The organism is Scytonema hofmannii PCC 7110 (genome assembly GCF_000346485.2).
GTDB lineage: Bacteria > Cyanobacteriota > Cyanobacteriia > Cyanobacteriales > Nostocaceae > Scytonema > Scytonema hofmannii.
The window spans coordinates 5,250,640-5,264,614 of the sequence record NZ_KQ976354.1; the positions used below are offsets into that span (position 1 = coordinate 5,250,640).

The window sequence follows — 13,975 nt, forward strand, 5'->3', positions numbered from 1 at the left end:
CTTTTAACGGAACAAAATGCTAAAATCTAAAAATTAACGTATATAATAATACGTTTTGCCAGCGTTTTCCAGCCAAGTTGAATAAAATCGTACACTCAAGCATGAACGTGCAAACTAGTGGTTTATCTCATAATTTTTGATAAGTTAAGTTTGCTCAGATCCCCGACTTCTTTAAGAAGTCGGGGATCTTGCAAAGCCTTATAAAATTTAAAATTTCAAACAATGGAGAAAACAATGGTCAATAGTAAAGATAATTTTCTTTATCCTCGAGGGCGTTACTACGGTCAGGTAAAGCCAGAAAATTTGGTTTTTAACTCCAATTTACAGGAATTTGCCCAAAAGATAAGTTATATTTGTAACTTGGAAACTGCAGGAAAAATACCTCCGGAGGATGCTTACGAACAGGTAAAAGAACTTTGGAAAAGTTTGAAACGGTCAAAAAGAGAACTGGGGATAGGTGAAGACCCATTCCATAACAGTGACCAGTGACCAGTGACCAGTACGAGCGTCACTTAGAAACCATTGTCCAAACGCCATCCCACAGACGATCGGGAAGATGATTAAGATAATTACGAGCGCGTTCTAGATGGATATTAACAGCTTGGTCTCTAGGTCTGATGTTTTTGGCAGATTTAAAGAAGTCAATTGCTTTTTGAAAGTTGCGTTCCGTGTAAGCACTACGTCCTTGATGGTAGAAAAACAAAAATTCTTGTGTGTTAGCATCTAGAGTCATATTACGATCGCCAATTAATTCATAAATATTGACGGCTTGATGTTTCCCTTTGACTCTAATCCTATCCAATTCACGCACCCAAATGCGGTTGCTACACAACTGATAAGTAAATTCACTTAATACAATGTCGCAACCGTATTCTTTAGTCACTCCTTCTAGACGCGAACTTAAATTTACACCATCTCCGATCACGGTATAGTCCATTCGTTTTCGGGAACCGATGTTACCAGAAACAACGTCCCCAGAACTAATTCCAATGCCAATACGAATGAGGGGTTGTGCTTGGATGATGCGTCGTCGGTTAAATTCAGCCAGTCTTTGCCGCATTTCCAAAGCTGATTGCACAGCCCTCCACGCATGATTTTCTGTCAGTGGGAGTGGCGCACCAAACACAGCCATTAAGGCATCACCAATAAATTTATCTAATGTCCCTTCATGATTAAAAACCGCTTCAACCATTGTTTCAAAGTACTGATTCAGCAGCGACACCACTTCAGCTGCTCCTAAATTTTCTGTCAGTGTGGTGTAGCCTCTGATATCAGAGAATAAAATGGTTACCTCTTTACGTTCACCCACCATTAAAGCATCTTCCCCAAGTGCCATCACCTGTTCTGCAACACCAGGAGTCAGGTAGCGGTACATTGTTGTTTTCATCCGTTTTTCCTGGCTAATATCTTCTAACACCACCAAACCCCCTCGGACTCCTCCTTCTGGATTTGTTAAGGGGTTGACTGTAAGATTAATACTGCGGTCAATTTTTTGAATTGACGACTCATGAAGTAAGGATGAAAGGGGTGTAAGAGGTTGATTCCAGGGAATAAAAACTTGCGGGTTATTGCGATCGCTTATTGCTAAAATGCAGACTCCTGGTTCTTGTGCGGATATAGCCGAATCTTGTAGAGATGCTGTGTACAAAGTCTCCACATATAACCCAACGGTTAAACTTTGTTCTGGCACGTAATGTCTTGCGCCACATTTTAGGCTATCTTGCAGTCTGAATTGCAAATTCTCAATAGGTACAACTTCCCAAACTAAACGACCTATCAAATTTTGTTCCCAATCATACTTAATATTTTTACCGTTCAATTCACGTAAAGGACATCCCAATAACTGTAGTGCTGCATCATTAATAGTAACAATTCTTCCTTCCATATCTGTAGAAATAACGGCATCAGAAAGGCTTTGCAAAATATCTTTTTGATACTGTTTTTCTAGCAATACATTTTCAAACAGGCGGGCATTTTCCAAAGCAATTCCTGCTTGAATATTAAAAGCTCGCATAAATTCTTCATCCGAAGCTGTAAAACTACCTTGCTGCTTGTTAATTAATTGTGTAACGCCAATGAGTTCATTGGCAGAATTAAAGACTGGCAAACATAAAATATTGCGAGTTACATACCCTGTTTTTTGGTCTATACTTGGATCGAAACGCGGATCTTTATAAGCATCAGGAATATTCAGTGCTTCACCTGTAGATGCAACATAACCAGCAATACCTTTAGTGGCAGATATACCAATTTCTATCATAGTTTTGCCATCAGCTGCTGCCACCTTAGTCCACAGTTCCCCCATTTCTTTACGATGTAAAAACAGCGTACTGCGGTCTGCCTGCATTAAAATTCGGGCTTGTTCCATCACTATTTGCAAAGTTGCTTCTAAATCTAAACTTTGCCCCAGTGTTTGCGTCGCACGTAAAAGAGCCGTTGCACCTCGTTGATTGCGGGCAGCTACATAAAAAGATTGGCAGCTTTCTAAGATAATACCAATTGATGCCGCAAAATCTCGAAAGCGTTCCTCATCCTCAGCATTAAACGGAAGATCTCCTGTTTTATTTGCTAGTTGTACGACTGCTACAATTTGATTTTTGCTACTTAAGACGGGCATACATAAAATATTACGTATCTTGTAGCCCATTTGCTTTTCTAATTCCGGGCTAAAAAGAGGGTGGGAATGGGTTTCCAATATATTTAGACATTCACCTGTACTAGCAACATGACCGGGAATTCCAACATTAATGGGCGTGCGAATTTCTAAAAGTTTATGAATATTCTCTTGGGGCACTTTTGACCATAATTGACCTTTGTCGTGGTCAACAAGAAAAATTGTGGTATGCTGGGCTTGAAGAATTTGACCAATTTTCAGCGTAATTGCCTCTAGCACCTTTTCTAACATGGTTTCTAGAGCTTCATTGTTAATAAGTTCGATGGCTCTCAGAAACTGCTGAAATTCAGCTGTTATAAAATCTAGCAAGCAAACAAACTCATTAACGGATAGGTCTTTGACACGGCGCAATAGGGCGTTTGTGCGGTTAACTTGAGTGAGTTCTGTTAATGTAGCCAGGACGCTACCAGTATTTAGGAGTGTCATGGAATATTTGGTTGGTTGTTAGTTGTTGGTTGTTAGTTGTTGGTTGTTAGTTGTTGGTTGTTAGTTGTTGGTTGTTAGTTGTTGGTTGTTAGTTGTTGGTTGTTAATTTTATTTAGAGATTTATTTAGGTGGTTAGCTACTAACCACTAACCACTAACCACTAACCACTAACCTTCTGATAGTAAGTTTGTAACTGACGTGTTGCAGCTGCCCAACCCCAACGTTCTGCCTCTTTTCGGGCATTTTGACGGATAGTTTCTCGTTCTTGTTGCTGTTGCAGAAGACGAATGGTGGCTGCAACAGCACTTTGAACATCGGCGTCTGGTTCAAAAAGATACCCGTTGACCCCATCTGTTACAATATCAGGAATTCCACCTGAACGTGCAGCAACAACTGGACACCCTGCTGCCATCGCTTCTAAAAGGACTAATCCTAATGTTTCTGTACGGGAAGGAAAAATAAAGGCATCAGCGCTTGCAAAAGCAGAAGCTAATTCTTTGCCAACGAGATAACCAACAAAATGCGTATTTGTTCCGGCGAAGTGTTTCTCTAGTGTTTGACGATGAGGACCATCCCCTACTAATGCTAACCGTGCTTCGGGTATAGCTTCCAATATAGGTCTGATACGCTCAATTTCCTTTTCAGCCGAAAGACGACCCACATATAGTAATAACGGACTTTCTGGATAATTTTGCGATAGGCGCGATCGCATTTTTTGACATACATTGTCTGGATGAAATGATTCTGTATCCACTCCTCTTTGCCATAAATAAACCCTTTCAATACCGTGTGACGTCAATTCTTGCATCATGGCTGTGGAAGTACACAAATTCAGAGATGCTTGATTGTGAGATGCTTTCAGCAGTTCCCACAGTAATCCTTCTAACATTCCCAAACCATAATGTTGAAGATACTGTGGTAGATGTGTATGGTAAGACGCAACGAGAGGGATGTTTAGGTATTTGCTGTGGAATATACCAGCTAACCCCAAAACCGCCGGATTTACCACGTGAATTATGTCTGGCTTGAACTCCTCTAACGTATGACCGATTGCTGGGCGAGGTAGTGCCATTTTTAACTCTGGGTAAAGTGGTAAGGGGAAACCTGAGACTCCATATACTCTAGCTCCTTTGTATTCAATTATGCCACCATCAGGAGCAATAACTAGAACTTGGTTTCCATGACGCTGAAGATGGTCAACGGTATGACTTAAGCGTGTCACTATGCCGTCTACTTTGGGCAGAAAGGTTTCAGTGAATAGAGCGATTCTCATATAAAATTATTTCAGTACAGGCAACAAAACCCATGTCTAAAGGATGAAGGATGAAGGACAAAGGATGAAGGATAAAGAACGAAAAAGAAACACAATTTGGTTATATCTACCAATTGTGTTTTGAATAGATGTATACATCTATTTTCCTAATCTTTCAATCAATTCAGATGTCTTTTTTTCTACTTCATACTTGATGCTTTATACTTCATCCTTCAGATTGCCCTAATTTCTTCGCCAAGAGACTTTAGGCAAAATTTGGTGTTTATCAACTCGATTTTGGTACTTAATGGAGAAATTCAGTAGAGAATCGAGTAACGAGTCAGAAAGATAATGAGGTTGCAACCCAAGATCCAAAAGCTTGGTGTTTTTAGCGTTGAAGTAATGCTCTTCTTTCTCAACCCTGGGATTTTCTAAGTGATTAATTTCCACATTCAGTCCCAGTGCGTTACCAGCTTTCTTCACCATCATTGCTAAATCGCCAACACTAAATAGTTCGGTGAACTGGTTAAAGACGCGGAATTCACCAGGCTGTGCTGGATTGGCTACAGCAATTTCGACACACCTCACTGTATCTCGAATATCTAAGAATCCTCGAGTTTGACCGCCTTTGCCGTAAACTGTTAGGGGATGTTTAATAGCTGCTTGGATACAGAAGCGATTCAGTGCCGTTCCGAATACGCCATCGTAATCTAGACGGTTGATCAACATTTCATCCATGCCTGTTTCTTCTGTCAAAACACCATAAACAACCCCCTGATTCAGGTCTGTGGCTCGCAATCCCCAAATTCGACACGCAAAGTGGATGTTGTGGCTGTCATGAACTTTGCTTAAATGATACATTGAACCGGGCTGTTTGGGGTAGGGTAGAGTATCCTTTCTCCCGTTGTGCTCGATTGTGATGTATCCTTCTTCAATATCGATATTGGGTGTTCCATATTCTCCCATTGTCCCTAGTTTTACTAGATGACAGTCTGGGAAGTCTTCCCGCATGGCATACAACAAGTTTAAAGTCCCAACTACGTTATTGATTTGGGTAAAAACTGCGTGTTCGCGGTCAATCATTGAATAAGGCGCAGATCTTTGTTCGCCAAAATGCACGATCGCTTCTGGCTGAAATTTGTGCAGCGCTTTACTCAAAAACTCGTAGTTAGTAATATCCCCAATAAACAGGTCAATAGATTTACCTGTCAAATCGTACCAGCGCTGAATTCGATGTTGAATTGGTGCGATCGGAGTCAGAGTGTCTACTCCCAACTCGTTGTCCCAATGCCGTCGCACTAAACTGTCTAAAATACCAACTTCATAACCTCGATTTGAAAGGTAAAGTGCGGTTGCCCAACCGCAATAACCATCGCCACCAATAACCAGGACTTTCATTTTCACCAAGTTTTTACTCGCTGATAGCTAAATCTATCAGGTTTGTGGCACCTCTAATCATGAAAGATTGAGCAATGGGCAATGGGCAATGGGCAATGGGCATGGGGCATGGGGTAATGGGAATTTAATAGCTTTTCACAATGCCCAATTCGCCATGCCCAATTCCTTAACATTAAGAAATGTTACAAAAATGCCGTCAAAACGTCTTGGTGGGTTGACAAGCACCAATGTCAGCCGATATCGTGAAATACATACCCGGGTAAGACCGCAAAACAGTAATATGCAAACTAAGCAAAAGGTCACTTTGTATTTGTCGCCGGAACTTCATAGGAAACTAAAAATTCGTTCAGCCGTTGACTCAGAACCAATGTCAGAGCTAGCAGAACGCGCTCTAGTTTTCTATCTGGCACATTCAGAATTAGTAGATGAAGCTTCTTATGGAAGAACCCATAGAGTTTATTCCTGCCCAAGCTGTGAAAGTTCGCTAGTTATTCGTGATGGAGAATTGGCAACACTTGGTAAGCAGCCAGGATTAATTGGTCAAGAACGGATCTCCATTGAAGAAATGGCAGAAACGAATCAAAAAGGTGAGGAAGAGTTGGTTCCTTGTTAGGCGGGAATTATGAATAGTAGAGATATTTTTCATAATTCTCTCCCCCCTTATTTAAATTGGCGATGTCTGTACTGTCTGTAAAGGTCTCGAGTAGGTCGAAGTATGAAAGAAGAGCTCAATATACTCATTCAAGCTCAATACCCTCTAATCTACCTTGTGACCTCCGAGGAAGAGCGGGCTGAGCAAGCGATTTCTAGTATTGCTCAATCATCAAAGCCGCAACGAAAGGTCTATGTTTGGACAGTGACTCATGGCATCGTAGAGTACGGTCAGCCCCGAAATGTCACCCAACACAATACGGTTTCTCCAGAAGCAGCGATTGAATGGATTATTCGGCAGAAAGAACCTAGTATATTTATTCTTAAAGATTTACACCCATTTATAGATGCACCTGCGACCACAAGATCTCTACGTGATGCGATCGCGAGTTTCAAGGGTACGCAGAAAAATATTATTTTAATGTCCCCAATGCAGCAAGTTCCCATTGAGTTAGAGAAGGAAGTTGTTGTTCTTGACTTCCCACTACCAGATATGGGAGACTTAAATAAAGTACTAACCAATCATCTAGACCAAAACCGTGGACGACGGTTGACCACTGAAGCAAGGGAAAAGCTTCTCAGAGCAGCTTTGGGTTTAACAAAAGATGAAGCTGAGAAAGTATACCGTAAGGCGCAAGTAACATCAGGGCGTCTGACAGAGGAAGAAGTGGATATAGTTTTATCTGAGAAAAAGCAACTCATTCGCAGGAATGGTATACTTGAGTACATAGAAGAAGATGAAACTATAGATGGTGTCGGTGGTTTGGAAGAGCTAAAAAAATGGCTCAAGCAACGTTCCAACGCTTTTACAGAAAGAGCGCGGGAGTACGGTTTGCCTCAACCCAAGGGAATGTTAATTTTAGGGGTTCCTGGTTGTGGTAAGTCATTGATTGCAAAAACTACCTCTCGGCTTTGGGGTTTACCTTTGTTACGGTTGGATATGGGACGGGTCTATGATGGTTCCATGGTAGGGCGTTCGGAAGCCAACTTGCGTAACGCGTTGAGAACGGCTGAGTCAATTTCCCCAGTTATCTTGTTTATTGACGAACTAGACAAGTCTTTTGCTGGAAGTGCAGGGTCTTCTGATTCTGATGGTGGTACTTCTAGCCGGATATTTGGTTCTTTCCTCACTTGGATGCAGGAGAAGAAGTCACCAGTGTTTGTGATGGCGACAGCTAACAGAGTTGAGCGTTTACCTGGTGAATTTTTGAGGAAGGGTCGCTTTGATGAGATTTTCTTTGTTGATTTGCCCACAAGTGAAGAGCGTCAGGATATTTTCAAGATTCACTTGAACAAGCGCCGGAATGACATCGCTCGGTTTGACCTCGAACAACTTGCCAAGATGTCTGATGGCTTCTCTGGGGCGGAAATTGAACAGGCGATCGTTGCGGCAATGTACGAAGCTTTTGCCCAAGATCGAGAGTTCACTCAACTAGATATTATTGCTGCACTGAAGGCAACATTGCCGCTGTCTCGAACGATGCAAGAACAGGTAACAGCCCTAAGAGATTGGGCTAGACAGCGAGCTAGACCTGCTGCAGCCTCCGTTGCTGAATACCAGCGAATGGAGTTCTAAAAGCTTTCTCCTGCTACCACAGGGGGAAAGGCTAGCAACAAATGCTAGCAGTTTAAAAAAAAGGCAGTGCCTGAAGCGGGATTTTCCCCGTTATAGCAACTGCCACCCGCGTTCTGCCAAACGCGGCTTTGTAAAGAGCAAATCGTTGTCTTTTCTCTACTTTCTCATTGGAGGAAACCCAAATGTCTCACTTTAGCACTCTGCGTACCAAAATCACTGATGCTGAAATCCTCAAGGCTTCCCTGCGTGACCTCGGCATCTCCGTGAAGAATGAAGCAGATGTTCGTGGTTACAACGGTCAGCGTGTTCGTGCTGACTTAGTAGCTGTTCTCGAAGGCGAATATGACCTCGGTTGGTCTCGCAACAGCGACGGTTCCTTTGACCTAATCGCAGACCTGTGGGGTGTTGCGAAGAAGCACAACCAAACCGAACTCATCAACTCTATCAACCAGAAGTATGCTGTTAACAAGACTCTGGCTGAAGTGAAGCAGCGCGGTTTGCAAAATGCCAACGTTAAGCTGGTATTGCAATAGCCATTACTCTGCGCGTTCCCAAAACTGCACGGGTTAACCAGGTTCCTTAGAAGGTTAGCCCGCTTTTTTTACCGGGCTGGAAATGAATTCCAGTCCGCTAATTTTTTTCTGGGGCTTATGACCTTAAATTACCCTCTCTGAAATTAAACATAACAGAATTTTGGATCTTTTCACAAATTTTATAAATCGAGATTTTATTTTTTTTAAGTTTTGTATCTATAATTATACGGAATAATGACTAGTGACCAGTGACCGGTGACCAGTGACCAAATTAATCATTTCCATGCGAAACTGTTTGATTAATTGCTTTGAAGCATAAAAATGTCTGTAGTTTCTTGTACCACTATTACTGTCCCCGCAACGACTGCTAACTTGGGACCTGGTTTTGATTGCATTGGTGCTGCTTTAACGCTGTACAACAAGTTTAAGTTTACTCACCACTCTCAAGGGCGATGGGTCATAACTGTGACGGGTGCTGAGGCTGAACGGGTTGTGACTGATGAAAGTAATTTACTGTATCAAGCTTTTGTAAAATTTTACGAATATATAGAGATATCGCCACCATTTGTGCAAATTGATATTTCTCTTGGCGTCCCGTTGGCGAAAGGTTTGGGGAGTTCGGCAACAGCAATAGTTGGTGGTTTGATTGGTGCGAATGTGTTGGCTGGTGAACCTCTGAGTCAGTCGCAGTTGTTGGAGTTGGCAATTGCTTTGGAAGGACACCCGGATAATGTTGTGCCTGCTTTTTTGGGTGGCTGTCGTTTGGCGGCGACGGGAGTGGAGAATCAATTGCTAAGAGAAAAAGAAAGTTTGTGGGAGATTTGTGAGATTCCTTGGAGTCAGGAAATTGTGCTGGTGGTGGCAATTCCGGATTTTGAGCTTTCAACGAAGGAAGCCAGACAGGTTTTGCCGTCTGAGGTGAGTCGTGCAGATGCTATTTTCAACATGGCGCATCTTGGCTTGTTATTGCGTGGTTTGGAAACTGGGAAGGGCGATTGGTTGAGGACTGCTTTGCAGGATAGGTTACACCAGCCTTATCGAAAGGTTTTGATTCGAGGTTATGATGCGGTGAATTCTGCTGCTGTTGGGGCTGGTGCTTATGGATTGGTAATTAGTGGCGCGGGACCAACGCTTTTGGCTTTGACGGATACGGTTCATGCTGATGCTGTGGTAATAGCTATGACAGATGCTTGGTTAAGGGAGGGCGTGAAGGCGGAAGTGCGATCGCTTTCTATTGACACTCAAGGAGCTAGAGCAGTACTAAATCAGTTGTGAAAAGTTAGATCCCCTGAAAAGTTAGATCCCCGACTTCTTCGAGAAGTCGGGGATCTGAACACAGCATGGAATAGCGATCTGTCTTAAGACATACTTAATATTAAGTTATGTAACGGTGGCAAGAGCTGCCGTTTTTTGTTGACTTAGTAAAACTTTACATTTAGAATGAATTTGGTCAAATAAATAAGTATTTATCTCTATCAATTCTAAAGATTTTGCTTTAAATGGAAAAATAACGTTTACAAAAGTAATGATTGCTTAATATAATGTAATTAAAAGCAAAAATACAAACCGATTATCAGTAATGAATGCTTTCGAGTTCCCTTGGCTAACAGCCATAATTACATTGCCTCTGGTGGCTACCGCAGCCATTCCCTTGATTCCGGATAAAGAGGGCAAAACTGTCCGTTGGTACGGTCTGGGAGTAGCACTTGCAGATTTTGCGTTGATGATTTATGCCTTTTGGCAGCATTACGATTTCCAAAGTTCAGCATTCCAACTGGTTGAGAAGTATGCCTGGGTGCCTCAGTTGGGAATGAACTGGTCTGTAGCAGTCGATGGTTTATCAATGCCTTTGTTACTGCTGACAGGTTTAATTAATACTCTTGCAATATTCGCGGCTTGGAAGGTAACCAAAAAGCCGCGATTATTTTATGCGTTAATGCTGGTCATGTACAGCGCTCAGATCGGGGTGTTTCTTGCCCAGGATCTGCTGTTGTTCTTCCTGATGTGGGAAATTGAGTTGGTGCCAGTTTACCTGCTGATTTCTATTTGGGGAGGAGAAAAGCGTCGTTACGCAGCTACCAAGTTCATTATTTACACTGCTGCTGCATCGATCTTTATCTTGGTAGCAGGTTTTGCAATGGCATTCTCTGGAGACACTGTCACCTTCGACATGGCAACTCTGGGAATGAAAGAATATTCAAAAACATTAGAATTACTCGTCTATGCTTGCTTCCTAATTGCGTTTGGCGTCAAACTTCCCATTTTCCCCCTACACACTTGGCTTCCTGATGCTCATGGTGAAGCCTCTGCACCTGGTTCAATGATTCTTGCTGGAGTGTTGTTGAAGATGGGTGGATATGCGCTCATTCGTATCAACATGGAGATGTTAAGCAACGCTCATGTTGTTTTTGCCCCAGTTCTAGCGATTTTAGGTGTAGTGAACATTATTTACGGTGCTTGTTGTGCTTTTGCTCAAAACAACCTCAAGCGTCGCTTGGCATACTCATCAATTGCCCACATGGGATTTGTCCTGATTGGTATTGCCTCTTATTCAGAAATGGGGATCAGTGGTGCAATGCTGCAAATGGTTTCCCACGGTTTGATTGCTGCTAGCTTGTTCTTCCTCTCTGGTGTGACTTACGAGCGGACTCACACTTTGATGATGGATAAGATGGGTGGTATGGCAAAAGTTATGCCTAAAACCTTTGCTATTTTCACAGCTGGTGCGATGGCTTCCCTAGCATTACCTGGAATGAGTGGTTTTGTGGGTGAGTTGATGGTTTTCCTGGGACTTGCTACAAGCGATGTTTACAGTTCCAGCTTTAAAGTCGTCGTTGTGCTTCTCTCGGCTGTTGGTCTGATCTTAACTCCGATTTACTTGCTGTCCATGTTGCGTGAAGTGTTCTACGGCAAGCAAAATCAAGAGTTGGTTCTGGATACTGTAGTACAGGATGTCAACTCTCGCGAACTGTTTATTACTGCTTGCTTGTTAATTCCCATCATTGGTATCGGCTTGTATCCTAAGTTGGCAACACAAGCTTATGATGTGAAAACAATGGCAGTCGCAATGCATGCCCGTCAAGTTCTACCTGTTGTTGCCAAACAACAACCAACAAGCTTATATTCTCAAATTTTTACAGCCCCAACATTGGCTGATTCCGAAGTTTCAGGTTTGGTTAATATTGCTGAGTAATTATCTGTTCCACAAGGGCTGGTGCTATTAACTTATAAGAGAAAGGGGTGATGAGTGCAAGTTGTGCGATACGGCTGAAGCCCGTAGGCAGCTGGCTTATCCCTCCTACTGCTATTTATAAGTATTCCATCTTGTGGGACGGGCATCCTTGCCTGTCCTTTATTACTAGCAGGTAATGCGTTTGTCTATTTTTAACTTATTTGATAAATAACAGGACGATATTTAGGTTGAGGAATAAGCTTACTTTCAGCTGTTGCTGATTCCAACCAAGCGGCTTTAGCAAGCATGACTTCATGTAAAGCTTCTTCTGGTGTGGCACCCCAAGCAGAACAAAATTTTAGATCGGGGATATCAGCAATGTAACCTTCATCTTCTTCACTGTAGAAAATGTTAATATGGTAGTCTTTCATGTTTCATTCTCCAAAGTCAGATTATACTGTTCAATTATCGATAAGAACTGACGTACTTGATATGGAACTGCTTTACCATTTCTATTTTGAATATTAATAATTTCTGGCACTTCGGGATGATTGTATATGTGATGACTGCCACTGATACGTGACAAAGTAAATCCAAAAGCTTCAATCAAGATAACTAACTCATTAAACTGAAGATTTTTAGAACCGGAAAGTGCTTTTTCCAGGAGCTTGCGTTTTTTCATTATTCATGCCGTTTCCTTAATTTGTGTTAGCTCTTGTTTTTCTTTAACCTACAGTTTGGATTTAGAGAAGCTTTGCATACTGTGAGTCAGTTTTTGTCAATAGTTTATGTGTAGCTTAACATATACACATTATCCCGACAATGCAAACTATTCCTTTCTCACTCAAAGATTACCTATTTGAATAAACCGCATTTTTGGAGCTAGTGCTAGCTTGTGGTTTCCACCAGTTGTTGTAGCTCCGGGCGTCGCAAAGGACACGAAGAAAGAGGAGAAGAAAATTGGTAATCTTGTGGTGGGAAGGGAGTAATGGCTGGCAAGATGCCCGTACCACAAGATATGGTTTATTAATTTGTAAATTGCTGTCAGCCATCTTTATGTATTAAAGTGATTATTCTATGGCAAGGGATAAGCACAATATGGTTGAGAATTTGCGACCCCAACAAAATAAATTACGAACTGCTTTATCACTCTTTTCTGGTGCTGGTGGCTTAGATTTAGGTCTCATCCAAGCAGGTTTTGATATCCTTGCTTGCATTGAGATCGATCCACATTGCTGTCATACTTTACGTGCAAGTGCAAACAGTGATGGGCGAAGCACTCGTGTGATTGAAGACGATATCCGTAATGTTAATCCAACGCAATTGATGGGGGAACTACTTCTATTACCGGGTAAACTTGATTTATTATGTGGGGGTAGTCCTTGTCAGTCATTTTCGCAAATCGGCAAACGCGGTTGTTTGGAAGATGAACGGGGAACATTACTGTTTGAATTTGTGCGTTTTGCAGAAGTGTCACAACCCAAGGCAATTTTAATCGAGCAAGTCAAAGGGCTTCTAAACGCACCAGATAGGAACGGTAAAATTGGTGGCGTCTACGAAATGCTTCAAATGCAGCTGCAAGAACTTGGTTACGATCTGAAGATGAAGGTCATTCGAGCAGTGGAATATGGTGTAGCTCAGATGCGTGAAAGGGTATTTATAGTTGCTACGAAAAAGGATGGGAGCTTTGAGTTTCCTCCTCCCACACACAGCGATCCCTCAAAACCTACTCTCTCTCTTTTTCCATTGCCACCTTATGTTAATGTTGGAGAGGTGTTAAGGGGGCTTGGTGAACCAATATCGTGTAAAGATGACCAACTGAATGATAACCATGTTGATATTACACCTGTTGGCGATCGCAAGCGCATTCACGGTGTCCCTGAAGGTTCACATCTGGCAAAAGAATTACACCTTCCTGTTGAGCAAAGGTGCAAATTGACTAAGAAAGACACCACAAAATTCCGCCGTTTGTCTAGGACAGAACCTTCCATAACTTTAAGATGTGGAGAGATATTTTTTCATCCAACTGAAGATCGCTACCTGACTCCTCGCGAGTATATGCGTATTCATGGCTATCCTGATAGTTACCTTTTAAAAGGACCAATTCGTGGTCGTTCTGGTAGGGTACGTTACCTGGATCAACATCGACAAGTTGCTAATTCTGTTCCGCCACCCGTTGCTTGTGCAATAGGTAGAGCAATTCAGCAAGCATTAGATCTTAGCGAGCTACAACAGAAACAGCTGCTAAATTACTCAGAGTGACAGGATTTGTGCTGTTTAATTTTAGAAATAC

Annotated in this window: 12 protein-coding genes; 7 read left to right on the forward strand and 5 right to left on the reverse strand. The window is 42.1% G+C overall.

Features of this window, described 5'->3' with window-relative positions:
* Positions 1-222 precede the first annotated feature (222 nt).
* Positions 223-489, forward strand: coding sequence for a DUF7219 family protein (locus WA1_RS21775; protein WP_272819196.1), 267 nt, complete (start codon positions 223-225; stop codon positions 487-489).
* A 19-nt stretch (positions 490-508) separates the two neighbouring features.
* Here WA1_RS21775 and WA1_RS21780 read toward each other — a convergent pair whose 3' ends face one another.
* The 3 genes from WA1_RS21780 to WA1_RS21790 all read right to left on the reverse strand — a co-directional run bounded on the left by WA1_RS21780 (position 509) and on the right by WA1_RS21790 (position 5,750).
* The gene (locus WA1_RS21780) at positions 509-3,100 is read right to left on the reverse strand and encodes a GAF domain-containing protein (protein WP_017744577.1); all 2,592 of its coding nucleotides are present in this window, start codon (positions 3,098-3,100) and stop codon (positions 509-511) included.
* A 160-nt stretch (positions 3,101-3,260) separates the two neighbouring features.
* The gene (locus WA1_RS21785) at positions 3,261-4,373 is read right to left on the reverse strand and encodes a glycosyltransferase family 4 protein (RefSeq protein WP_017744576.1); all 1,113 of its coding nucleotides are present in this window, start codon (positions 4,371-4,373) and stop codon (positions 3,261-3,263) included.
* A gap of 222 nt (positions 4,374-4,595) precedes the next feature.
* Entirely contained in the window at positions 4,596-5,750 is a 1,155-nt protein-coding gene (locus WA1_RS21790; RefSeq protein WP_017744575.1) for an NAD-dependent epimerase/dehydratase family protein, read from the reverse strand.
* 280 nt (positions 5,751-6,030) lie between these two features.
* On the opposite strand from WA1_RS21790, the gene WA1_RS21795 reads away from it, so the two are divergent.
* The 5 genes from WA1_RS21795 (at position 6,031) to WA1_RS21815 (ending at position 11,703) form a co-directional block, all read left to right on the forward strand.
* Positions 6,031-6,363, forward strand: coding sequence for a slr0373 family blue light stress response protein (locus WA1_RS21795; protein ID WP_026134786.1), 333 nt, complete (start codon positions 6,031-6,033; stop codon positions 6,361-6,363).
* A gap of 102 nt (positions 6,364-6,465) precedes the next feature.
* Entirely contained in the window at positions 6,466-7,977 is a 1,512-nt protein-coding gene (gene ycf46, locus WA1_RS21800) for a stress-responsive protein Ycf46 (protein WP_017744573.1), read from the forward strand.
* Between the two features lie 182 nt (positions 7,978-8,159).
* On the forward strand, positions 8,160-8,510 hold the full coding sequence (locus WA1_RS21805) for a DUF1257 domain-containing protein (RefSeq protein WP_017744572.1): 351 nt from the start codon (positions 8,160-8,162) through the stop codon (positions 8,508-8,510).
* A 321-nt stretch (positions 8,511-8,831) separates the two neighbouring features.
* The gene (gene thrB / locus WA1_RS21810; RefSeq protein WP_017744571.1) at positions 8,832-9,785 is read left to right on the forward strand and encodes a homoserine kinase; all 954 of its coding nucleotides are present in this window, start codon (positions 8,832-8,834) and stop codon (positions 9,783-9,785) included.
* A 304-nt stretch (positions 9,786-10,089) separates the two neighbouring features.
* Positions 10,090-11,703: an NAD(P)H-quinone oxidoreductase subunit 4 gene (locus tag WA1_RS21815; RefSeq protein ID WP_017744570.1), complete on the forward strand. Its 1,614-nt coding sequence runs from the start codon at positions 10,090-10,092 to the stop codon at positions 11,701-11,703.
* Between the two features lie 191 nt (positions 11,704-11,894).
* Here the strand turns inward: WA1_RS21815 and WA1_RS21820 are convergent, their stop codons facing one another.
* Both WA1_RS21820 and WA1_RS21825 read right to left on the reverse strand, forming a co-directional pair.
* On the reverse strand, positions 11,895-12,113 hold the full coding sequence (locus WA1_RS21820; RefSeq protein ID WP_017744569.1) for a type II toxin-antitoxin system HicB family antitoxin: 219 nt from the start codon (positions 12,111-12,113) through the stop codon (positions 11,895-11,897).
* The gene (locus WA1_RS21825; RefSeq protein WP_017744568.1) at positions 12,110-12,364 is read right to left on the reverse strand and encodes a type II toxin-antitoxin system HicA family toxin; all 255 of its coding nucleotides are present in this window, start codon (positions 12,362-12,364) and stop codon (positions 12,110-12,112) included. Before WA1_RS21825 ends, WA1_RS21820 begins: the two co-directional genes overlap by 4 nt.
* Positions 12,365-12,759: 395 nt before the next feature.
* On the opposite strand from WA1_RS21825, the gene WA1_RS21830 reads away from it, so the two are divergent.
* Complete coding sequence (locus WA1_RS21830) at positions 12,760-13,944, forward strand: DNA cytosine methyltransferase (protein ID WP_017744567.1); 1,185 nt, start codon at positions 12,760-12,762, stop codon at positions 13,942-13,944.
* Positions 13,945-13,975: the final 31 nt, after the last annotated feature.

What these genes read in the sequence shown, in the direction of transcription:
- WA1_RS21830 (WP_017744567.1), top strand. Translation starts at nt 12,760, where the DNA reads ATGGCAAGGGATAAGCACAATATGGTTGAGAATTTGCGACCCCAACAA.
- thrB (WP_017744571.1), top strand. Translation starts at nt 8,832, where the DNA reads ATGTCTGTAGTTTCTTGTACCACTATTACTGTCCCCGCAACGACTGCT.
- WA1_RS21815 (WP_017744570.1), top strand. Translation starts at nt 10,090, where the DNA reads ATGAATGCTTTCGAGTTCCCTTGGCTAACAGCCATAATTACATTGCCT.
- WA1_RS21820 (WP_017744569.1), bottom strand. Translation starts at nt 12,113, where the DNA reads ATGAAAGACTACCATATTAACATTTTCTACAGTGAAGAAGATGAAGGT.
- WA1_RS21785 (WP_017744576.1), bottom strand. Translation starts at nt 4,373, where the DNA reads ATGAGAATCGCTCTATTCACTGAAACCTTTCTGCCCAAAGTAGACGGC.
- WA1_RS21790 (WP_017744575.1), bottom strand. Translation starts at nt 5,750, where the DNA reads ATGAAAGTCCTGGTTATTGGTGGCGATGGTTATTGCGGTTGGGCAACC.
- ycf46 (WP_017744573.1), top strand. Translation starts at nt 6,466, where the DNA reads ATGAAAGAAGAGCTCAATATACTCATTCAAGCTCAATACCCTCTAATC.
- WA1_RS21825 (WP_017744568.1), bottom strand. Translation starts at nt 12,364, where the DNA reads ATGAAAAAACGCAAGCTCCTGGAAAAAGCACTTTCCGGTTCTAAAAAT.
- WA1_RS21780 (WP_017744577.1), bottom strand. Translation starts at nt 3,100, where the DNA reads ATGACACTCCTAAATACTGGTAGCGTCCTGGCTACATTAACAGAACTC.
- WA1_RS21805 (WP_017744572.1), top strand. Translation starts at nt 8,160, where the DNA reads ATGTCTCACTTTAGCACTCTGCGTACCAAAATCACTGATGCTGAAATC.
- WA1_RS21775 (WP_272819196.1), top strand. Translation starts at nt 223, where the DNA reads ATGGAGAAAACAATGGTCAATAGTAAAGATAATTTTCTTTATCCTCGA.
- WA1_RS21795 (WP_026134786.1), top strand. Translation starts at nt 6,031, where the DNA reads ATGCAAACTAAGCAAAAGGTCACTTTGTATTTGTCGCCGGAACTTCAT.